The 21526-nt window shown below is 68.2% G+C and carries 18 protein-coding genes, 1 pseudogene and 3 CRISPR repeat arrays; of the genes and pseudogenes, 10 read left to right on the top strand and 9 right to left on the bottom strand.

Going from position 1 to position 21526, the window contains the following annotated elements:
- The first annotated feature begins 65 nt into the window (after nucleotides 1–65).
- On the top strand, nucleotides 66–281 hold the full coding sequence (locus tag AB0A74_RS03160) for a bacteriocin immunity protein (protein WP_358247230.1): 216 nt from the start codon (nucleotides 66–68) through the stop codon (nucleotides 279–281).
- 49 nt (nucleotides 282–330) lie between these two features.
- Here AB0A74_RS03160 and AB0A74_RS03155 read toward each other — a convergent pair whose 3' ends face one another.
- Nucleotides 331–1407: a C40 family peptidase gene (locus AB0A74_RS03155; RefSeq protein ID WP_358247229.1), complete on the bottom strand. Its 1077-nt coding sequence runs from the start codon at nucleotides 1405–1407 to the stop codon at nucleotides 331–333.
- Nucleotides 1408–1441: 34 nt separating this feature from the next.
- Complete coding sequence (locus AB0A74_RS03150; protein WP_358247228.1) at nucleotides 1442–2434, bottom strand: glutaminyl-peptide cyclotransferase; 993 nt, start codon at nucleotides 2432–2434, stop codon at nucleotides 1442–1444.
- Nucleotides 2435–2493: 59 nt separating this feature from the next.
- Between AB0A74_RS03150 and AB0A74_RS03145 the strand changes: the two genes are divergently transcribed.
- The 4 genes from AB0A74_RS03145 (at nucleotide 2494) to AB0A74_RS03130 (ending at nucleotide 7617) form a co-directional block, all read left to right on the top strand.
- Nucleotides 2494–3312, top strand: coding sequence for an inositol monophosphatase family protein (locus AB0A74_RS03145; RefSeq protein WP_358247227.1), 819 nt, complete (start codon nucleotides 2494–2496; stop codon nucleotides 3310–3312).
- A 16-nt stretch (nucleotides 3313–3328) separates the two neighbouring features.
- Nucleotides 3329–3868, top strand: a complete 540-nt coding sequence (locus tag AB0A74_RS03140) for a helix-turn-helix transcriptional regulator (RefSeq protein ID WP_358247226.1) — start codon at nucleotides 3329–3331, stop codon at nucleotides 3866–3868.
- Between the two features lie 126 nt (nucleotides 3869–3994).
- The gene (locus AB0A74_RS03135) at nucleotides 3995–4387 is read left to right on the top strand and encodes a helix-turn-helix domain-containing protein (RefSeq protein WP_358247225.1); all 393 of its coding nucleotides are present in this window, start codon (nucleotides 3995–3997) and stop codon (nucleotides 4385–4387) included.
- A 244-nt stretch (nucleotides 4388–4631) separates the two neighbouring features.
- A CRISPR array of direct repeats spans nucleotides 4632–5514; the repeat unit is 28 nt; unit sequence GGACCACCCCCGCGTGCGCGGGGAAGAC.
- An 810-nt stretch (nucleotides 5515–6324) separates the two neighbouring features.
- Nucleotides 6325–7617 (top strand): helix-turn-helix transcriptional regulator, encoded by a 1293-nt coding sequence (locus AB0A74_RS03130; protein ID WP_358247224.1) that lies wholly within the window; start codon nucleotides 6325–6327, stop codon nucleotides 7615–7617.
- Between the two features lie 19 nt (nucleotides 7618–7636).
- On the opposite strand, the gene AB0A74_RS03125 is transcribed toward AB0A74_RS03130, so the two are convergent.
- The 7 genes and pseudogenes from AB0A74_RS03125 to AB0A74_RS03095 all read right to left on the bottom strand — a co-directional run bounded on the left by AB0A74_RS03125 (nucleotide 7637) and on the right by AB0A74_RS03095 (nucleotide 15327).
- Nucleotides 7637–8290: an HAD family hydrolase gene (locus AB0A74_RS03125; RefSeq protein ID WP_358247223.1), complete on the bottom strand. Its 654-nt coding sequence runs from the start codon at nucleotides 8288–8290 to the stop codon at nucleotides 7637–7639.
- Nucleotides 8291–8762: 472 nt separating this feature from the next.
- Nucleotides 8763–9515: a CRISPR direct-repeat array (repeat unit 28 nt; unit sequence GGACCAGCCCCGCTCGCGCGGGGAAGAC).
- Nucleotides 9516–9768: 253 nt separating this feature from the next.
- Complete coding sequence (locus AB0A74_RS03120; RefSeq protein WP_358247222.1) at nucleotides 9769–10125, bottom strand: DUF6355 family natural product biosynthesis protein; 357 nt, start codon at nucleotides 10123–10125, stop codon at nucleotides 9769–9771.
- Between the two features lie 88 nt (nucleotides 10126–10213).
- Nucleotides 10214–11539 (bottom strand): FAD-binding protein, encoded by a 1326-nt coding sequence (locus AB0A74_RS03115; protein WP_358247221.1) that lies wholly within the window; start codon nucleotides 11537–11539, stop codon nucleotides 10214–10216.
- A gap of 24 nt (nucleotides 11540–11563) precedes the next feature.
- A complete protein-coding gene (locus AB0A74_RS03110; RefSeq protein ID WP_358247271.1) occupies nucleotides 11564–13567 on the bottom strand; it encodes a tetratricopeptide repeat protein in 2004 nt (667 codons plus the stop codon).
- 108 nt (nucleotides 13568–13675) lie between these two features.
- Nucleotides 13676–13867, bottom strand: a pseudogene (locus AB0A74_RS03105) (helix-turn-helix transcriptional regulator); the annotation flags it as partial.
- Nucleotides 13868–14215: 348 nt separating this feature from the next.
- A complete protein-coding gene (locus AB0A74_RS03100) occupies nucleotides 14216–14428 on the bottom strand; it encodes a DUF397 domain-containing protein (RefSeq protein ID WP_358247220.1) in 213 nt (70 codons plus the stop codon).
- 32 nt (nucleotides 14429–14460) lie between these two features.
- Nucleotides 14461–15327, bottom strand: coding sequence for a helix-turn-helix transcriptional regulator (locus tag AB0A74_RS03095; RefSeq protein WP_358247219.1), 867 nt, complete (start codon nucleotides 15325–15327; stop codon nucleotides 14461–14463).
- A 381-nt stretch (nucleotides 15328–15708) separates the two neighbouring features.
- On the opposite strand from AB0A74_RS03095, the gene AB0A74_RS03090 reads away from it, so the two are divergent.
- The 5 genes from AB0A74_RS03090 (at nucleotide 15709) to AB0A74_RS03070 (ending at nucleotide 21323) form a co-directional block, all read left to right on the top strand.
- A complete protein-coding gene (locus AB0A74_RS03090; RefSeq protein WP_358247218.1) occupies nucleotides 15709–15993 on the top strand; it encodes a zinc finger protein in 285 nt (94 codons plus the stop codon).
- Complete coding sequence (locus tag AB0A74_RS03085) at nucleotides 15990–16328, top strand: hypothetical protein (protein WP_358247217.1); 339 nt, start codon at nucleotides 15990–15992, stop codon at nucleotides 16326–16328. The genes AB0A74_RS03090 and AB0A74_RS03085 overlap by 4 nt, the downstream gene beginning before the upstream one ends.
- Nucleotides 16329–16520: 192 nt before the next feature.
- The gene (locus tag AB0A74_RS03080) at nucleotides 16521–17009 is read left to right on the top strand and encodes a hypothetical protein (protein WP_358247216.1); all 489 of its coding nucleotides are present in this window, start codon (nucleotides 16521–16523) and stop codon (nucleotides 17007–17009) included.
- A gap of 425 nt (nucleotides 17010–17434) precedes the next feature.
- Nucleotides 17435–18315: direct repeats of the CRISPR family, unit length 28 nt; unit sequence GGACCACCCCCGCTCGCGCGGGGAAGAC.
- Between the two features lie 502 nt (nucleotides 18316–18817).
- Nucleotides 18818–19636, top strand: a complete 819-nt coding sequence (locus AB0A74_RS03075; RefSeq protein ID WP_358247215.1) for a tetratricopeptide repeat protein — start codon at nucleotides 18818–18820, stop codon at nucleotides 19634–19636.
- Nucleotides 19637–20240: 604 nt separating this feature from the next.
- Nucleotides 20241–21323 carry a VanZ family protein gene (locus AB0A74_RS03070; protein ID WP_358247270.1) on the top strand — a complete coding sequence of 361 codons (1083 nt, stop codon included), beginning with the start codon at nucleotides 20241–20243 and terminating at the stop codon, nucleotides 21321–21323.
- Nucleotides 21324–21526: the final 203 nt, after the last annotated feature.

Genomic DNA, 21526 nt, shown 5'->3' with positions numbered 1-21526 from the left:
CGACGACCCTGCGCAGGGATGAACCCGGTCGTTGCTACCGTGGCCCGCGTGGAAGTGGCCTCGACGTGGAGAAGCTGACTCGAGCCGAGATGATCGAACTGGTTGGGGAGTTGGCAGCCAAAAAGATCGACGGGGATCGGACGGAAGAGGTCGTGGAGGCGTTGCGGCAGTCCACCGGCCACCCGCGTATTACGGATCTTGTGTTCTATCCGGACGGCGACGGGATGACGCCCGACGAAGTGGTCGACCAGGCGTTGTCGTATCGGCCCTTCCAGTTGTAGGCGGGGCACCTTCGACGATCGAACTGGTGCATGGCCCAAGCGGCTCAACCTAGTTAACGGGGATCGGGTGGGCCGCGACACCGCGGAAGTCCCCGCCCAGCCGCACCGGCGACACCTTCACCACATCGCCCGATGCAGGGGCTTCCACCATGAGGTGACGACCCTCGTGCACGCCCAGGTACAGGGCCACGTGGTGGGTGCCCCAGAACAGTAGATCGCCGGGGCGGGCCTGGGTGAACGGCACGACGAGCCGTGCGCGGGTCAACTGCGCGTCGGAGGGGCGGGTCAGGCGGACTCCGGCCTGGGCATAGGCGTAGAGCGTCAGGCCGCTGCAATCGAAGCCGACCTTGAGGTAGTCGCCGTGCGCGTCGGCCACCCCGTTGTCGCGGACCCCGCGGGTAGGGCCGTTTTCGTCGCCGCCGCCCCACGCGTACGGGGTGCCCAACCACGCCAGCGCCGCGCCGATCGCCTTGGCCACCTGCGGTGTCCCCGCCACCACCCTGCCCGACACCCCGGCCTGCGCCGGCAGAACCACCGTGTTGCCGACGACCTGCACCCGTACCGGGCCCGCGATCGCGGTACAGGGCACCGGGTCGGTGTACGACGCGGCCGTGACAGCCTCCGCCCAGGGCTGATGCTTGGCGTACAGCGCCGCGCCCGCACCACTCGCCTGGACGACCTGCGCCAGGTCGTGGTTCGGCCGCGGATCGTTGGCATAGCCGGGAACCCGACGCAGCAACACCCTGAAGAACCCCTTGGCCGCGGCAGCCGGGTTCGTGCGGTCGTAGCCGGTGTAGGTGCTGTACGGGCCGGGCGCGATCTGCTGGAACGCTCCGACCGCCTCGCCGACCACCACGTCGGCGCGCAACGTGCTCTCCTGTATTGCGGTCTGCAACGCGATCGTCGCTCCACGCCGCACGATGCCCATCTCCCTTGCAGCGCCCAGAATCGCCTCGACGACACCGGCCTGCGCGTCGGACAGACGGACACCGCCGCTGCCCTCGACCAGCCGGGTGGAGCACGAGAGCGGATCGGCGTCCGCGTCGGCCTTGCGGTTCACCACGAGCATGGCCGCCACCAGGACAAGGGACACGACCGCGGACACGAACGCGACGAGAACCTTCATCGGTCGGCCTCCGCCGAAGCCGGCGTTGGCCGGTTCACGACCCGGCCTTCAACCGCACCTTGAAGCGGTGCGGGAACGCGCCGGTGACCCAGAACTCGTCCGGCTGCGCCGTCGCGGCGATCCCACCGATCACGCCACCGAGCCCGGCCTTCTCCGCGCGGATCCGCGCCAGACTCGCCACAGCGGTCACCACCCCGCGGGCCGGGTCCACACGCACCACCCAGTCCGAGTTCGCGACCAACGCCCACACCTGCGCCCTGCCCTCGGCGTGCACACACGCCAAACCGGCCAGTCGCTGTGCGGCGACCCAGTGCCCGGTGATCCGAACCGAGCCCAGTTCGACCAGGTTCTGCGGATCCCGTGTCACCAACCGGTTCGTGCCGTCGCTGAGCACCACGACCTCACCGGTGAAGCACGCACCCCACCCCGCGCCGACACGGGCCCGACGAATCTCCCGCAGGGACACCGGATCCCGCAACACCGCCACGTCTCCATCCACCGCGAACTGCCACACCCCGGCCGGAACCCGGGCCAACCCGCCGGCGTGCATCCCATCCGTCAGGTCGGCCTGCAGCCGCACGCGACCGTCGTCCGCACCGACCGCCCTGACCGCTCCTCCCGCCACCGTGACGACCGCCTCCACCAACTCGCCACCCACGGCAACCAGGCCACGACTGGGCGCACCATCGGTGACGACCATCCCGACCACCCGTGCGGACACCACCGAGACCTGGGCGGCCTCCCACTCCCGTGAGACCGAAACACTCGACGTCGCATCCGAGCCGCCGACCGGAACCTCCGGCCCAGCCTCGCACGCCACCACGACCGCGACCGCCGATGCCGCGACCACCAGCCGACGTGCCGCTCGTATCTTCACCACAGCGCACCCCTCCTGCCGATACCGAGCACCGACGGTCATCCCGCAGCCGGCAGATGTCACTGCTCTCGCGGCGATTAACCGGAATTCCCGAATCGCGGAATCGATGGCCGGAGGTGGCTTCTCTCGTGAATCGGAAAAGGTGCCCAATCGGGGCGAGTCGGTTTACCTTCGCTTTCGAACAAGTCGTTTCGGGTAAGGGGGAAGTCATGGCGGACGTCGCGCGACTTCAGGAGATTGCCGAATATCTCGCCGCGACGGGCGCAGTCGCCATACGCAGGGAACTCCGCCGCACAGGCACCACCCAGCCATGCCCGCGCCCGGCCACTCGGCTAGGCGGCCACCGCGCCGAAGCGCTCGTGCACAGCGCCATCACCACAGCGCTCGATCAGCTCAAAGCCCGCAAGCACCACGAACCCGACCTCATCACCTCAGCCGACATCGAATGGGTCATCGAGCCGATCGGCGGAAGCCACAACCTCGCCCGCGGCCTCCCGGCCCACACCGTGTCCGTCGCCGCCACGCTCGATGACATCACCCTCGCCAGCGCCGTCGCCGAACCCGCCACCGGCAGGCTCTGGTCAGCCGGCTTCACGCAGGGAGCCCGACTGCTCGACTCCCGCCACGGCACCCACCGGCTCCCCGTCCGCACCGGATCCCAGAGCAACCTCAACCACGCCTTGGTCGCCATCGGATTCAGCGCCGACCCGACCCAACGCCGAAACGAAGCACGTCTCGCGGTCCGCCTCGCCACCAAGGTCGGCGACCTGCGCCTCATCGGCTCACCGGCGCTGACCCTGTGCTGGGTCGCCTCCGGAGCCCTCGACGGGTTCTACCAACACCGCCCCAACCCCACCGCCTGGCGGGCCGCGGTCCTCATCGCGCGCGAAGCCGACGCCGTCATCGGACACACCGCCACCGGGCACCTACTGCACGCGGCCTCACCCGCCATCGCCGCGCAACTCACCCACGCGCTGACCACAGCCGGCGCGACGGGCCTGACACAGCCGTCCGACCTCAGCGCCTGACCGGGGGAGCGCCGCCATGCCTTCGCACAACACCGACATCCCGCTGTTCAACCCTGCGGCCATGACCTTCCACCGCAGGCGCGCCCGCATCACCCAGATCGCACTGGCCAAGCGGATGTCCATCCACGACAACAAGATCTACCGGTGGGAACGGGGCATCACCCCCATCTCCGCAGCCGACCTCCGCCGCGTCTGCCACGAGCTGCGCGTCGTCCCCGCCCAACTCCAACACCTGCCCGACGGCCCACCCACCATCACCGACCTACGCAGCCTGCGCGCGATCACCGCGACCGACCTCGCCCACCGCCTCGCGCTCAAACCCCACCGCCTGGCCATGTGGGAACAGGGCTACCTCGGCCCCGAACCAGGACCCCTGCTCGCCGCGATCATCGGCATCAGCGACCAAGCCGTCGACGACTACGAACGCACCGGTGACCTCCCACCCGCCCTCGCACACCGCCTGTCCCGAGCCCTCCACATCACCCCCGCCCTCGCCGCCCACGCCTTCACCGCCTCCCGCGCCACCGTCACCACCACACACGCCCGCGCAGCCTGACACCCGAGCACCCCTATTCGCTATTCGCGCAATTCGAATACGACGACAACCTTGCCCGAGTCCACAACATGTTCCGAAACTCGAACCACGACACCCACAGTCGAACGTTCCCAGAGGAGCCGGAACATGCTCACCACACAATTCACCCGCACCGTCCCCACCGTGCAGTCCCCGGCCGCCATCACCACTCCGCACCCCCATGCACACCCCAGGGCATGGCAATCCGCGTTCCTCCCACAGCACCACCCCGACCTCGCCGTACACGACGGTGAACCACGCCACGGCGACTACCTCGAACGCCTACTACAGGTCCTCGAGTTCATCGCACGCCAGGGCAGGCCACTGCGCCTGTCCCAGATCTGCGCCGAACTCAACCTCCCCATGACCACCGTCCACCGCCTGCTGATCACCCTCTGGAACGCCGGACTACTCCACCGCGACATCAAACGCCGCTACACGCCCGGCACCCGACTGGTAGCACTCCTCAACCACCAGCCCGACGAACCAATCGCATCCTGAGAGCGCCAGCAATCGCCAGGCAGGTACACCTGCCTGGCGATTCGTGTTAGCAGTCAGCTTCTGCACTCAAGTTGTCCAGCTCCGAGCCACCCCGCTTGCACGAGGAAAGTTGGACACTCGACTCCCGCGGCCTCCAGAAACGGGCCCCGCGTGCGCAGGGAGCTCGGCAACCTTCAAGCGCGCCACGGCGGCCCCGGACAACCCCACGGAAGACCACATCCTGACCGTCGTCGCGTCGGGCGAGAGACCACCCCCGCGTGCGCGGGGAAGACCCGTCCGGCTGGATGCCCGCGGGGTTCACGTACGGACCACCCCCGCGTGCGCGGGGAAGACGGAAGATTCGTGCGGCGCTTGCGCGCCCGCGAGGGACCACCCCCGCGTGCGCGGGGAAGACGTCAACCCGGCGATCCCGGCCGCCACGATGGCCGGACCACCCCCGCGTGCGCGGGGAAGACTGCGACGTGGTTGTGGATGTTGGCCTCGATGAGGGACCACCCCCGCGTGCGCGGGGAAGACTGGCTTGGGTCGGCCAGCCTCGCGGCGACCTCCGGACCACCCCCGCGTGCGCGGGGAAGACTTGACCGCGCCCAGAACACCGTCCCAGATGCCCGGACCACCCCCGCGTGCGCGGGGAAGACGGACCAGTCGCGAGCGTCGATCAGCAGCGCCCGGGACCACCCCCCGCGTGCGCGGGGAAGACCGGTACTCGGTCAACGACGGCTTCGAGGTGATGGGACCACCCCCGCGTGCGCGGGGAAGACAACCGCTCGATCGCGCCCCGCGCGTACCGGCGCGGACCACCCCCGCGTGCGCGGGGAAGACTGCCACAGCCGCGCCAACGACACCCTGCTGCGGGGACCACCCCCGCGTGCGCGGGGAAGACGGCACCGTCACACCGGACGGCCTGTGCCGCTACGGACCACCCCCGCGTGCGCGGGGAAGACGCGAGACCGGCACACCCGACCCGATCAACCAGCGGACCACCCCCGCGTGCGCGGGGAAGACCAGGCGCTGGCGGCCGTACTCGCCCCGCATCCGGGACCACCCCCGCGTGCGCGGGGAAGACAGCGCCCCTCACGGATGAAACGCGTGCAGGCACGGACCACCCCCGCGTGCGCGGGGAAGACCCTTGATGACCAGGCACTCTACCGCGATCATCATCGGTTTTCGTTTAGCTTCACTAGGCGTAAAGACGGTGTCGGCGACTTGAGGCGAGCTCGGCTGGGGGACGCCTTGCTGGCCTATGAGTCCTGACTGCCCGCGCGCTCAATCAGGGCCTGGTGTCCGGGGCCAGGACAAGCGCATTGGCGAGGTGGCTGAACGGTAGCTGATTTAGTACCGCTCCCACCTCGCCGATGCTTGCCACCGTCGCCTTCAAGCAGGTTGCCGTGCTCGGCGTCCGGCCGAACGTCGAGCACAGCGTGCGATGGTCCGGCAGCCCGCCCCTCACTGTGGAGGATTCTCTGGTTGGTTGGTTCGGAGTTGCGCGAGCCACTGCAGATCGCGGGGTCTCGTGGCAGCGACGCGGTGAGGTGGTCGATGCGGAGCGGGCGTTGGATGAAGGGTGTTCGTCCAGGTAGAGGGTGATCAGGAGTGGTCCAGTGATCTGGGGCGTTCAGTGGCGGCGGTGTCGGCCGTGGCCGCGACGCGCTTCGACCTCGCAAAGGTCAGATCCAGCTTTCTGATCCCGATCGGTCGGCGTCGTGCGTTGCCGGTACCGCGTCCTCGGCAAGGCGGTCGAGCTCGAAGCGGTGTCTCCGGGGGAGGAGGCAAACCGACGAAGGCCGGCATTTGCCCCCCGCTTGTAGCGACTCTCTAATGCCCGCTGAGGCACGACGGCCCGCTCACCTCCGAGACTTCACCGCACTCACGCCGTACCCTTACGCAGTGCGTGTATCTGATTACGCACTGCGTTCGCGTCTCCCGAAGAAGTGGTGATGACCGAGATGAGCGGTTCCGATGGTGGACACGAGTCTGCGGATGCTCGTCTTCGCCACGAGATCAAGACCCGCCGGGAAGCGGCGAAGCTCAGCCAGGCCAGGCTGGGCGCGTTGATCGGGTACACCCGCCAATACGTCTCGTTGGCTGAGCGCGAAGGACACAACCTGCCCTCCCTCGAACTCGTCACCGCGATCGACGACGCGCTCGGTGCCGGCGGCGCGTTGGTCTTGCTGCGGGACGCAGCCCGACGGACGCGGTTGCGAGCACGCACCGTCAGCGCACCCGACCAAAACAGAACCGTCCTCCCGGTCGCCGACGAGCTGAGCTACGACGACGACATCGTGCACGTGGCGATCCCGCGCCTACGCCAAGCGCTCGATGCTCTTGACATGCCCGACGACGGACCGGTGCGACCGATCGCGACCTTGCGGTACGAAGTCGAGCGGCTGAACCAGCATCGCTTGAACGCCCGCTACGTCGACATCGTGCGGTGCGTACCCGACCTGCTCGCCGAGTTGAGCAGGGCTCGGCAACACGGCGATGAACGGCACAGGGGCGAAGTGGCGTCGGCGTTGACGCTCGCCTTGCGCGCTGCGGACGGCGTGGCCTTCAAATTCCGCTACTTTGACCTGTCCTCGCGCATCATCGATCTCATGCGCGGGTTCGCCGCCGTCGCCGAGGACCCGCTGCTAGGTGCCGTGGCTGCCTACGTGCGGACGGAGACCTACTTCGCCAGCGGCGACCTCACCACCGCCAGCCGTGTCCTTGAACAGGCGATCGACCAGGTCCGCGTGCACAGCCGCGCATCGGCGGCGGCTCTCGGTGCCCTGCACATGCGCGCAGCCGTGGTGGCTGGGCGATCGATGCAGGCAGACAGGGCCCGAGACCACCTCGCCGAGGCTCAACGGGTCGCCCACGGCCTACGCGAGGACGTCTACCACGGCACAGCGTTCGGACCACTGTCGGTCCGCATCCACAAGCTTGCCGTGGCTGCCGAAGTCGCCGACGCGACCGGTATCGAGCACGCGGCGAAGTGGCATCCACCCGACCACCTACCCGCCGAACGCCGATCCCACTACTACATCGACCTCGCCCGAGCACAGACCTTGCTGGGACGCCCGAGCGAGGCGTTCACCTGCATCCAGACCGCCAAGAGCATCGCCCCGCAGCACACCCGCGGGCACCCTCAGGTGAAGCAGGTCCTCGGCAACCTGCTCAGCACGTGGCGGCACGCAGACGGGCGACTCCTCGACTTGGCGGTGTGGGCGAAAGTCGACCGACGTCGGTAGCCGGTCCGCAGATGCCGCCTTACGACGCGGTCGAACTCACGATCCCAGGGAGTTCCATGAGTGAGTCGATCACCCAGTCCGCGTTCGCGCGTACAAGCGGGTCGTCGGCCCACAGGAACCCCCACGGACCGCGCCGGATCAGCGCCGTGCGCAAGCCGGCCTCCCTCGCCGGAACGATGTCGTTGTCGCGGTGATCGCCGACATAGAGCACGCTCTCGGGAGTCCGCTCGGGGGTCATGGCGACCACCCGGCCAAAGAACTCCGCCGAGGGCTTAGCGACACCCCATTCGCCTGAGGTGGCGATCCGGTCCACCGGCAGCGCCAGCTCGCGCAGCAACTCAGCAACCCGGACCGTCTGATTGCCTGCGATGCCGACCCACAGACCAAGGTCCTGCAGCGCGGCCAGGGCTGGACGGGCGTCCGGGTACAGATCCTCCTCATCGATCAGCTCGCCCTTGCCCGCCTGTTCCCGCAGGAGACGCTCACGTCCGACGTCGAAGCCGGGCTTAAAGTACGCGAAGGTCTCCGAGTTGTCCCGACCAGCGGCAGTCACGGCACCCAGCACCGTCGAGAACGTGTGCCGGGAGACCCCGATCCAGTCCGCCCAGGCACCCCACTCACGCGAGTCGTCCAGCAGCGTCTCACCCACGTCGAACACCACCGCAGAAATCACGGACTACACATACGGCATCCACCTCGTGTGCAGCCAGTCGAGCGTGGCGAGGCACCGCTTCGGCTCGCCGAGAGTGCCGCCGAAAGGCACCAGATGACGTCACGGACGGGATGACCGCCGCTCGACGGCGCTCGGCTAAGCTTCGACAAAGGTTCTGGAACCACCCGGTCGAACCGAGCGCGGCGGCGATCACCTCCCGAATGCGTCCGTGGTGCTGCCGCTGGGTCGTCTGTTACCGGGCGTAGGGCCGAGGCCGATGAGGCAGTGCACGGTCTGGTCGAGTCGGGTTCGGCCGCGGATCACGGTCACCGAGTAGGAGTACTGGCTTTGCGGGACTGTGTCGCACCGGGACATGTCGGTGCCGGGGAAGTTCTCGATGGACCGGTAGTGAGCCTCGAAATTCAGGCAGTCGACTTCCGACACTCCCGAGACCGAAGACGGCCCCGTGTCGAGTACGAGCTCGTGCGCGGCCGGACCACCCCCGCTCGCGCGGGGAAGACACCGCGGCCGGACAGCCCTTGCCGCAGGAACCGGGACCGTCCCCGCTCGCGCGGGGAAGACACGGCAACGTCGTGATCGGGTTTGGCAAGTCGGGACCAGCCCCGCTCGCGCGGGGAAGACCGCGCCGAAGAGCTGCCCCAGCAGCGGCAGGACGGACCAGCCCTGCTCGCGCGGGGAAGACCGACCAAACCGACCTTGATAGCGGCCACTCCGGGGACCAGTCCCGCTCCCGCGGGGAAGACGACCCGCTCGACCACCCGGCCGTCCTCGACCCGGGACCAGCCCCGCTCGCGCGGGGAAGACCTTCCCGATCGCGGCCTGGACGGCGATGAGGACGGACCAGCCCCGCTCGCACGGAAGACTTGGTGGCCGCAGCGTCGGCGGTGGACCGGTTCGGACCAGCCCCGCTCGCGCGGGGAAGACGTGATCCTCGGCGGCGACGCGGATGTGGACCGGGGACCAGCCCCGCTCGCGCGGGGAAGACGTAGCGCTGATCGGCGCCGGTGTCGCGATCGCCGGACCAGCCCTGCTCGCTCGGGAAGACCTGGCTGTGCAGCACGACAAGCTGTCGCTGGACGGACCAGTCCCGCTCGCGCGGGGAAGACATCCAGCGCCGACCCTTCGGTGAATGGAGGGGACCAGCCCCGCTCGCGCGGGGAAGTCGAAATCGTGTGGGTGTCGGACGGACACGAGATCGGACCAGCCCCGCTCGCGCGGGGAAGTCACTTCCTGGCCAGCGACGTTACCTCGAAGGTAGCCGGTTTTCGATCGGTTTGCATCAGTATCGACCCTTGGGTGTGGCAATCGAACGCCATACCGAGCTGGCGGGATCGAAGACGACCTTAGCCTGATGCTCCTCGTCTTCACGGCAGTGATTGCTTACTACCTGTCGAGGCCTGAGGGTGTTCAAGCGCGTCAACGCGGCGGCTAGCCAACGTCCCGAAGACGTGGGCTAGCCGCCAGCGTCGTTGTGGGGTTTAGACAGGCGGTTGGGTTAGCGAGCAGATCGTGTGACCTGCGTTGTCGACGAGGAGGTTGGGTGATTTGCGGACGTAGTAGGCGTTGGTGACTCCGCTGTTGGGGTAGAAGGGGACCGATCCCCACGGTTCCACGCAGCGGTGGTAGCTGTGGCCGTTGCTGTGGTCGACCCGGATGAGGATGAAGGAGTCGGCGCAGTGGTTGTAGAGGGCTACCGCGCCGTTGTGGTGGTCGGGGTTGACGTGGTGGTAGCCGCAGCGTGCCTGGGTGGCCGAGGCGTTGACGTTCAGTGTCAGCACCAGGGCCGAGATGGCTGTGGCGAGCGCGGTAGCGGCGCGAGCGGTCGTCGAAGTCATGTGATCGCCTCCAGGAGATGACTTGCTTGGCGACCACGAGAATCCGGCGCAGTGACGGGCTGCCGTAAGTATTCGAATACTCCGAATACTAAGGAAGCGCTGCAGGGGACTTCGGCTCTGGGGTTCGGGTGCTGCGAAGGTAGATCGTTCCTCCGGACGTGGTGACCAGCTCCTGGGCTCGGCGGTTGTGCTCGACCATCTGGCTGACGATTTCCGGCGAGTTCGCTGGAGCGGTACGAAGCACAGCGAGCAGGAAGATAAGCGGTGTGATGGGCACTTGGAGCTGTGGTGTGCGAAGCCTGTCGCGGAGGAGGGGGTAGAGGAGGACCAAACCACTGTCGCCGAGCGCTTCGCGGTCCACTTCGGACAGTACTTCCGTGACGATCTCCTCAATGGCGTCGTCGGGTACGAGAAGGTTGTTCCACGGGTGGGGGTTCTGCCACGGGCCGATACGGCGGAGGAGGGCGACGTCGTCGGCGATGCGGTTGAGGAAGTCCCAGTAAGTGGTGTCGGTCATGTCGGCGCCGACCGTGGGCAGGCCGGTGAGCAGCCGTGCGTCGTCCGGCTCGGCCGGAGGGGTGAAGAAGTGGGCGATTTCCAGGACATAGGTCCAACCGCCGTCATCTTCAAGCTTGGCTTGGCCTTCCAGGTAGTCGAACCGTGGCTCGGCCACGAGGTGCCGTTGGTCGGCCAACAGGTCAGCCAGGCGGCGGTAGCGCAGTCGGTAGACGCGGGCGTGGGTCGGTGCGGGGATGAGACGCAGCGTCGCTTGGACGATGGTGCCGCGTTCGCCGTAGCCGCCGCGGACAGCGTCGAAAAGGTCGGGTTCGGCGGTGGTGGAGCATGTGTGGAGGGTGCCGTCGGGGGTGACGACGTCCAGTTCCAGGACGTTGTCGGTCTGGGCGCCGTGGTGGTGGCTTGCTCCGCCAAGTCCTCCGACGGACAGGGTGCCGCCGACCGAGAGTTCGAGGTAGTCGGTGAGGACCGGGGGAGTCGTGCCGTAGGCGAGCGCGGCCGTGACGACCTGGCTCCATGTCGCGCCGGCTTCCACCACGATGTGGTCGTCCGCGATGTGGTGAATGGCGTTCAGGTGGTTGATGTTCAGCACGATCCCGCCGGGTGCTTGAGCCTGGCCGTTGGTCGAGTGCCCTTGAGCACGAGGGACCACCGGCAGTCCGTGGGTGCGGGCGAAGCGCTGGATCGCGATGACGTCGTTGCGTGAAGCGGCGTGTGCCACGGCCAGCGGGCGGCTGAGGACCACCCGGCCGAAGTCCTCGCCGGCCCAGTCCAGGTCGCTGTCGTCGATGGAGAGGACTCCATCAAGCACCGGAAGTGGGATGTCGCCGCTCTGTGGTGATCCGTGGACGAAGAGGCGTTGCCTCGGGTCGTAGTGTGTCGCGATCCGGTCGGGCACTCAGACACCTCCACTGGCGGTCGGTCAGCCTGCCTGGCGAGGCGTCGGTACGTGCTGGTGATCCATCGCGTCGAGGTCCGCACGGATGCGTGTGGCACGCGGGTCGCCGAGTGCCTTGAATTGGTGCAGCGCTTCGGTCCACGCCTGATGCGTTCGTTCCCGGTCGCCCAGTTCAAGATAGCGATGGCCAAGCTTGCGGCGGTACTCCGCGTGTTGCCAGCGGTCCGCTGCTGTAGTGCTGGCGTCCAACGCCTTGTGCAGGTGGTCGAGCGAGGCGGCGTGGTCGCCGAGGCCGCGATACACCTCGGCCATCTTGTCCAGCGCGCAAGCCTCTGCCTGTGGGTCGCCGTGGGCACGAAGAATGGTGATGCTCTCGTTCAACAGTGCGAGTGCTTCCTGGTGTCGGCCGGCCGCGCGTTCGGTGTCAGCCAGGTAGGACGCCACGATCGCCCATGCCCACCGATCTTCGTGTCCGGTGCAGAGCCGAAGCGCTCGTCGGTAGTACTCCGCCGCCGTTGAATGCTCGTCCTTCACTTGCTGCACCCTGCCGACTCCGACCAGACTCCAGAAGTTCTCGATTCCCCCGAGCTGAAGCGCCGCGGCTTGCTCGAAGCTGCGCTCGGCATCGTCCAAGCGGTGTTGCGTGAGGAACGCATTGCCGAGGTTGATGAGGATCCACGCTTGGCTCGTGCGGTCACCTCGTCGGCGAGCTTCCTCCAGACACGCGGTCAGCGGCCCCATCCACATCACCCATGGGCGCCGCCAGTACAGGTAGTCGCCCATCACCATCGGCAGACCGAACGCCACATCGTGAAGCTCGGCTGCCAAGGCGTGCTGGACCACGGAAGGGAGGTTGGCCAACTCGGCCTCGAACCACTGAAGCGCTTCCTCCCCGGAGTCGAATCTACGGGGTTGTGGCATCGGCGACGTCGTCCACCGGTCGACCGAGACCTGTGGTCGCTTGGGCGACATGGCCCCGTTCGCCACCGCAGCGGAGTGGAGATACCAGTAGAGCAGACGCCGTTCGGCAGTCGCGGTGTCCGCCGGTGTTTCATCGGCCGCGAGGCGTTCGAGGGCGTAGTCGCGGACGAGGTCGTGGAACCGGTAGCGGCGGACGCCGGCCTCCTGGAGCAGGTGAACGCCGACCAGCACATCAAGCATTCTGCGCACTTCGTGTGGTTGACGGTCCGTGATCACAGCTGCCGCGTCCGCGGCGAACTCCCGGCCCGGGTGCATGCCCAGCAGGCGGAACAACCGCTGCTCCGCAGAGTCGAGCGCACGGTAAGACCACGAGAGGACGGTGCGGACCGCGCCGTCCACCTCAGGAGGCGACAGCACGTCCAGCCGCTCACCCACCTTGGCAAGATCGTCCGCCAATCCGGTTAGCGTGAGGTGACGACTAGCGGCCACGCGTTCAGCCGCCACCCTCAACGCCAATGGGAGGCCACCGCACAGCCGCGCGATCCGCTCGGTGGCGCTGCGCTCCGCGTCGACCCGCTCCGGCCCCACCACTTCACGCAACAACGCGACGGAGTCCGCATCGTCGAACATGTCCACAGTCAAGCAGTGCGCCCCGAAATGTACTGCCAGATCAGACAGGCGCCGCCGGCTGGTGACGATCACAAGACAGCCCGGAGACGCCGGGATCAACGGCCGGACCTGTTCGAACCGGGCGGCGTTGTCGAACACCAGCAGCGTCCTCGTTCCGTCGAGCACGGTTCGAAGGAGAGACGACCGCCAGTCCACCGTCGCCGGGATCTCGGCACCAGGAACGCCCAGGGCCTTGAGCAGATGCTCCAGCACCTCGTGGGTCCCGATCGGCTCGCCGTCAGCCGAGTGCCCGTGCAGGTCGACGAACAAAGCGCCGTCGCGGAAGCGGCTCTTCACGTAGTGTGCCCATGCGAGCGCGAGGGTTGTCTTGCCTACCCCAGCGTGACCGTCGAGCGCGATCACGTCCGCCGCCGTTGTGCTTGAGTTCGACCCGAGCAGTCGCTCCAGCTTCTCGAACGCGTCGGTACGACCGATCACACGAGGAGCCGGCGGGAGCTGCGCCGGTCGCACGGGCACTTTGCGGTGTGGTGGCTGCTCTGCGGCCTGGAACAACTCGACGAACCGGCTCCCGGTGTCGAACGCGATGTCACACGCCCGAGCGAAGTCCAAAGTAGGGGGTTTGTGCCCGTTCTCGACGTTCGAGTAGTGACTCGGGCTGTACCCGACGCGGTGTGCGACCGAAGCTTGCGATGTACGGCCCCTCGCCGCTCGCAGCTCCTGAGCGAACGACCCGCGTAGCGCAACGCCGCCGTGAATTGCCTTCGTGTTCTCCGTCATCGCCGACTGCCCCCACCCGTTACGACCCCATCACGTCTACATGATCAGGAAGTCGCGAGCGCAACTGCTGATGCTCTGGACTCCTCCCCCGAGAAGTCGAGGATAGGTGGAATAAAACGCCGTTTCGCGCTCTTGGAGCATGAGTGCCTGTTCAGGTGATGTTGTCGCTCTCCGTGACAGCCTGACGTGCTCGGACCTCGAGGGGACGAGCGACAACCACCGCCGCCACCCGGCACCAAGGCGGACGCACGTCTTGCCCTGAATATTCGATCCGCCGAGAGAGCGACGAGACCACGGCCGACCGACGATCCGCGCGTCGGTCCCGCCGTGACGGTGGCGCCTCTCCTGTCACGGTTTGGCGATCGCACCGTCGAGGAAGGCGCGCCATGAGGGCCCGCTGAATGCCAGGACCGTGGGGTGTGGGCACTTGGAGTCCCGTACACCGATCATGGTTCGAGACCTGCCGATCAGCACGCAGTCACCGTTCGACGTGGGTTGGCTGTGGCTGGACTTGCGCCAGCCGGTGAACTCCGTGTCGAGGGGCGTCGTTGGCTCGTCCATCAGCTACGTCCTTCCGGTGTGCTCCTCGCCGGTCACGACGACCGGGACGCACCCGACAAGAACCTCAGGAACGGCCTCGCCTCGTCGGGCGTCAGCCCCGCGTCACGCTGTTCATCCCACAGCTTCAGGAACTTGTCGACGGTTCTGGCGTCGGTCAGCACTTCCAGCCCGTCGTGGCTTTCGACTCGGACGATGTGGATCGTCGGATCGGCGGGATACTCGAAGACCGCGTACTCGGCCTCTTGCCCATGGTAGTAGCCGTGGCTGAACGGAACGAAGATCAAGTCGACGTTCGGGCGTTCGCTGACGGCCAGGAGGTGCAGCAGTTGGTCGCGGGCACCCGGCATGTTGCTCATCCTGCTCAGCGCGGCCTGGTCGATGCTGAACTGGAACTGCTGGTCCACGTGGTCGAGGACCTGTTGCCGCTGGAGTCGCAGGGAGATGAACTCCTCGATCTCGTCGTCGCTGTAAGCCGGGCGTACCGAGCCGTAGAGGTGGCGCATGTAGTGCTCGGTCTGTAGCAGTCCCGGGATGATCATCCCGGCGTGTTCACGCCTGGCAGCAGCCGTGCCCTCCATGTCCACGACCTTGCGGAGGCTGTCGTCCTTGAACTTCCAGCGGAAGTCTCGCTTGGGGGCTGAGACGCGCCCGAGTTCGAGGTGGGCCGTGATCGTGCGCCGGTCGTCCGGGCCCGGCTCCAGGACGTCGAACAGCTTCTCCAGGTCGCTCGGCTGGACTCTGATGGTGCCCTGCTCGGCGTTGACCACCTTCGACTGCGACCAGCCGCACCGCTTAGCCACTTCCTCCTGAGTGAGGGCTCGGTCGGCACGCAGACGTTCGAGGCGACGACCGGCGACGAGCTTGTGGACGAACGGCGGCATCGGTCCGCGACCGGTCACTAGGTCAACCTCCGGTAGGCCCTGTGGGTGACTCGCCGGACCGTAGCAGACTGCCGTTCGCCCGACCGGGCGGATATTCGACCTGAATATTCAGATCAACGGCCTCAGTGTGGCATGGTCGTGGCGATCCGACCGGCAGTGATGCATGGGAGGGAATGTGAATACTCGAATTTACCTAGAGGCTGACGGTCTCGATACCCCATGCCGCCCTGTCCGCACCCCAGTACAGCGCGCTCGACGGGTTGCCAACGGTAGACCACCGGCCCGTGCAGTGTTGGGCCGACTCCACGCCAGCGAGCCGGTGTATCCCCGACAGGTTCGTGTCGTTCCGAGTTCTGCCGAGGCGCAGACTGGACCGGCGACGAGCGGTCGGCGGTTGTAGTGGCTACCCGGGCGTTTCGTTGGTTGCCGTACGCGGGCCGGCGGCACGCGATTCCACTGCGGCTGGTGGCGTGCGAAGCCGGCGAGACGCTGTGCGGCGTCGAGGTTGTCGTTCCGCACGATCCGCCGCCTACCTTCCCCGACGGTTGTTGGCCTACGTGCCCGGCGTGCGACGCCGAGTGGAGAAGGTTCGAGCGGATCACGCCGTTCCCACCGCCCAGGAAGTCCAGCGACGCGGTGGGTCAGGTGCGGGCGGTTGCCGGGCATTCGGGAGGTGGGCGGTGACGTTGACGAGGGACAACAACGTGGTGTTCCGCGCGGTGATGGGCGAGATCCTCGCGCATCTGCGCCTCGCTTGCGAAGTCGCGTTGGATGGCGACGATCGCGCGGCGGCATCGGTTGCCCGCAGGGAGCTTCCGGGGTTGGTGACCGGTCTGCAGGAGTTGCTTGCAGGACACGAGCCCGATCACAACGGCCACTGCCGGCGTTGCCGGGCGTGGTGGTGGCGGCGGAAACCCGTTCCGTGCAGAGAGGTCTTGGCCTTCCGCAGGGCGCTTCTGGGCCAGCCTGTGACACGGGCCAAGCACCGCTTGCGCAGCGAAGATCAGCATTCCCGCTGATCGGAAGACACCGGAGGCGGGGCATGCCCGCCTTTCGCCGTGCGAGCGGTTCCAGCGACGCGCACGGTCGGATCGACCGCTACCGGGGACCAGAGTTTGAACGCCCAGGTGAAGCGGTTCCCAGATCGGCAGGACACGCCTCGTGCCCCGCCGACCCACTACCAGCCGAAGAATTGAGAGCGGAGTGGCGTCGTGGTCCTCTACCGGGATGGTGTGGCGGCAAGCATCGGTCTGCAGGTTCCCGCGGACGTACCGGTTCGCCTGTGCGGGAGCCTGGCATCCACGATCTTTCTCGTGATCGGGGACCGTTGCGAGATCACGTTGGATCCGGTGCACGTGCGGGCGTTGGCGCAGCAGTGCGCCACGGCGCTGAAGGACTCGACCCTGGTGGCAGCCGCCGAGGAGGTCTTGAGCGGCGTCTACGACGCCGGTGCGCAGGCCCGGACCGCAGCAGAGCGGGCGCTGCGGCAGGCCGAACGCGCGGAACAGGCGAAAGCGCTTGTTTCGGCTGAGGAAGCGCGTAACGCGGCGCAGGCGGCCACTGCGGCGGCGCAGCGGGCTCAGGCAGCCGTCGAAGCAGCCTCCGAGGCGATGCAGGACGCCGACCGTTCAGCGATAACGGCGGAGACAGCAGCCGCAGCAGCCAAACTGGCGGTCGAGCGCGCCCGCTCCGGTCGATGAACCGCGTCCCTCGTCTGCCGGCTCCGACTCGGAGAGTCCAGCCACCCGCGCCAACATGGTCGGCAGTCGATGCCACCAAGACGGAGTCCGGCCGCAGTGTCGGCGGACGTTGTCGGCCGCTTCCCGCCGCAACGTGACCGGGCGCGCTTGGCGCCACCGCGCGCGGGAACCCACCGCGCGGGTTGCGGGTTGATGATTGGTCGAAGTCCTCTTCTGGTGTCAAGGTTTCGATGGCGAAACGGCCGATGTGACGACGCTAGTAGTCGCCGGTTGCTTGAGCTGTGCGTGGCTTGTTCCAAGCTATGCAGGCGACGAGCAAGCTCGCCACGGCGACGACGAGCGCGACGCAGCCTGCCGCTGTGCTCCTGGGCTACGCCCATCTGTCGCGGGAAACGGCCAGTACGTTGCCTTCGGGTACGGCGTGCGGATAGCCCTCGCCCGCGCTGGGAAGACAGGTTGCGCGAGCTGAACTGACGTCGCCAGGCGGACCACCCCCGCTCGCGCGGGGAAGACCGGCTGTTCGAGACCGGCAACGGGCGGGTCCCGGGACCACCCCCGCTCGCGCGGGGAAGACTCCTCCGCAGGGATGCCGAGGGTCTCCGCGAACGGACCACCCCCGCTCGCGCGGGGAAGACGTGCCGTCGGCGACCACCCGCCAGTCTTCGCCGGGACCACCCCCGCTCGCGCCGGGAAGACCAACCCGGCGACGAGTCCACGGTGCCGCTGTCCGGGCCACCCCCGCTCGCGCGGGGAAGACGCGGTCTCGAAGCCGGGGGCGAGCCGGACGGTGGGACCATCCCCGCTCGCGCGGGGAAGACGAGCCGCCGCGCAGCTTGGTCAGGATCGCGGCCGGACCACCCCCGCTCGCGCGGGGAAGACCGCAAGGTCAGCAAGGCGGGTGCTCGCGTCAAGGGACCACCCCCGCTCGCGCGGGGAAGACCGCGTGGGAATCCGCCTGCATCTCACGGTCGGTGGACCACCCCCGCTCGCGCGGGGAAGACAACCCCCGAACTGCCCAGCTCACGGTTGTGAGCGGACCACCCCCGCTCGCGCGGGAAAGACGCGCTGACGCCCAGCGAGCTGGACAACGTCCTTGGACCACCCCCGCTCGCGCGGGAAAGACAAAGGCCCCACGATCGGCTTGTTGTTCGTGTCGGGACCACCCCCGCTCGCGCGGGAAAGACGTCGGGTCCTCGTAGCCGAGCGCGGCGGCCAGCGGACCACCCCCGCTCGCGCGGGAAAGACTTGCAGACCAACCTCGAGCGCGTCGTACCGCGCGGACCACCCCCGCTCGCGCGGGAAAGACACTTCTTGACCAGGCACTTTACTCGGGCGGTGGCACATTTTCGATCAGTGGTATCGGCGTTGCCCCTGCGTGAACGCCTTTCGGAGCCCTCGATCCGAGGTCGGCGCGACCGGATGTGCGTGGTCGTGCGAGATTGACGGTCGCGGCGGCTTCATCGGCTGCAATGCACGTTGAAGGCTCCTTTGGTGACCACGTGGACGTAGGACTCGGCTTCGGCGAGCAGCCTCAGCTGCTCGCCGGTGACTGCGCTGCAGACAGTCCTGTTGGGCGAGCACGGTGTAGGGGCGCGGTCGCAATTGAGGTGCGATCGTCATGATCGTGTAGAGGTCGAGGAGGTCTCCGATCATGAACGGAGACTTGTTGGTGCGCCGAAAGTACCGCTGTGCTCGCCGGTCGAGGTGGCGTAGCAGTGGAGGAACGCCTTGCCAGCGCCACGTGGCACCGCGGACGGCTTGGCCGCACGCGACGGCGTCTGCAGACGACAACGGCGCTCGGTTGCCGAGTGCAGGCCCTGGCCGCGCAACGCGGCTGGGACGCGGCGCTCTGGCAGCTCGCCTGGTCGGCGAACATGTTCCGGCTGCGCTGCGGCCACCTCCACGACAACGCCACGGCCTGGCTGGCCGCGGTCGCCGCAGCGGACCGGACCAGCGCGCCTGGCGTGCGCGCGGCCTGCCGGCTGAACCTCGGCCAGACCCTGACCGACCTCGACCGCATCGAGGAGGCCCGTGAGCATCTGACCCGGGGCCTGACGTTGGCCGAGCAGGCCGACGACACCCGGACGGCGGCGTGGATCCACTCCTGTCTCGCCCAGACGTGGGCCCCACAAGGCGACAACCGGGAAGCGGTCGCGCACGCCACCGACGCCCTGGAGCTGTGTCGTGCGCTGGACAGGCCGAGGGACATCGCCCTGGCCCTGGGCAACCTCGGCTGGTTCCAGGCCCAACTCGGCGAGTACGCCGACGCACGCTCCTCCTGCGAGGACGCCCTGGCCCTGGTCCGGCAACTGTCCCTGAGGGAGGGCGGGGAGGCGGAGACGCTGGACAGCCTCGGCTACATCGCCCACCACACCGGCGACTTCGCCGACGCCGTCCGCTATTTCCAGGAGGCACTGGACCTGGCCCGCGACATCGGCAACGCCAACCTGGAGGCCGAGGTCCTCGACCACATCGCGGAAACCCGTACAGCACTGCGACAACCAGCCGAGGCCCGGCAGGCATGGGAACGCGCCGCTGAGCTGTTCCGCACCCAGTTCCGCCTCACGGAGGCCGAGCGCGTCGAACGCCGACTGCGCGAAACACCACCGACGACGGTGCGCGGGTAGGGATCGGACGCTCCGACCGCCTTGGTCCACTGCCGGCCACCCCACCCGCACACGAGGTTGACCGGGTCGAACCCGGCGCCGGTCGAGAACACGCCAGGGCACCGCCTGCGCACGAGTCCGGCCCACCCACCTCGCGGACTCCGGCCAAACATGCCTTTCTTCGCCGGCCCCAAAATCCCTGGTGATCGACCACTCGGCTATCTCCCGCTGCCCGGCGAAGGCGCCGCCGCGCTGTTCCAGGTGATCAATTGCCATGTCGCCTTCCTATCGGAGGCAGCCGCGACTCGGACCGGCGTCGCTCGGAGTGTCCGCCCAGGGCACCGCAGGCGCCCTCGGGTGAGGCTCGCCGAAGTCGGCGATGTCGATGGTGCGGCTCGCGCGACGCAGGCGCCGTCCATCAGCCACCCCTTCGGCCGGAGGCTGCGACCGCGACGTCGAACCCGGCCACTCCAGGGTTCAGCCTCAGCTGAACGAGTGACGCCACGGTCCGGGCCGCACGAGCCGAGGGTCCGCCCATCCCGAGGGTCGCCTTCCCCGCGTCGGGTTTGAGCTTTCCCGTCCGGTGATAAAGAGCCGCTAAACAGTCGTCGGTGAACGGGTGGACATGCTGGCTTCGTACGTCGAGTCGGTCCGAGCGGGCTTCCTGGCGTTCGTGGGGGTCGGAGCGCTGGTGCTGCTGCCCCTGGTCGCGCTGCACTACCACCGCTTCGGGCGGGTGGAGCCGCGCCGGGCGTTCGTGCTCTACGGGCTGCTGGCCTACGGGCTGGTGGCGCTGGCGCTGATCTTCCTGCCGTTCCCCGACCCGGGCGAGGTGTGCCGCGGCGAGCGGATGCTGTCGACCACGCCGTTCCAGTGGGTCAGCGACATGCGCAACAACATGGCGGCGTACGGGCGGTCCGGCCTCGTCGCGATGGTCACGTCCACGGCGTTCCTCCAGCAGGCGTTCAACGTGGCGCTGTTCGTGCCGCTGGGTGTGGTGCTGCGCCGGTCGTACGGCCGAGGCCCGCTGGCGGTGGTGGCGATCGGGCTGGGGCTGTCGCTGGCGGTCGAAGTGGCGCAGTACACCGGCAACCTCGGCATCTACCCGTGCCCGTACCGGATCGCCGACGTGGACGACCTGATCTCCAACACCTCCGGGGCGCTGCTGGGTTGGCTGCTCGCGCCGATGGCGTTCGTGGTACCGGCGGTGCCGGGCGCGGACGAGTCGAGCGCCCCGCCCCACACCGTGACGGTGCCCCGGCGCGTGGCCGGCACGGTCGTGGACCTCATGGCGTTGCTGGTGGTCGGCCGCCTGGTGGACGGCGTGCCGTGGGTGCTCGGCGCGGCCGTCCTGCTCCGCGTGGTGCTGCCCGCCGTGACCGGCGGCCGAACCCTGGGCGGTTGGCTACTGCGCTACCGGCACGTGCGCGAGGACGGCACGCCGGCCCATGTGGGACGCCTGGCGCTGCGCGAGCTGCTCGGCGTGACGGGGCTGCTCGCCTACGCGGCATTGCTGTCACCCGACTCCGGCGAGCCGTGGGGCCTGTGGCTGGACCTCCTGGTCGTGGCGGCGGTCCTGCTGGGCACGCTCGTCGTGCCGGCCTTCCGCAGGGACCAACGGGGATGGCACGAGCAGGCAGCGGGCACGCGGGCCGCCGAGACGGCCCGGCGCCGGTTCCCGGCGGGAGAACCGGCTGCGGGGAGCTAGACGGGTGCCCTGACCGCCCTCGCCGCAGCGGAGGATGCTCTCGGGTGCGGCCCAGCGTCGCGCGGTGCGGTCTTGGAGGCAGACGTGCAGTGGCGTGCCATGTGGTCCAGCAGGTCGCGGTTGCAGTGGGATTGCTCGCCGACTGGCGGGACAGGCTCGGTCCGTGCCGGGCGGCGGACGTTCGTATTAGCCGATCCGCGACC

Origin of the sequence: Saccharothrix sp. NPDC042600 (genome assembly GCF_040647305.1) — a bacterium.
Lineage (GTDB): Bacteria > Actinomycetota > Actinomycetes > Mycobacteriales > Pseudonocardiaceae > Actinosynnema > Actinosynnema mutabilis.
The sequence above is the reverse complement of the archived record's forward strand: the minus strand, read 5'-3'. Positions and strand labels throughout refer to the sequence as shown.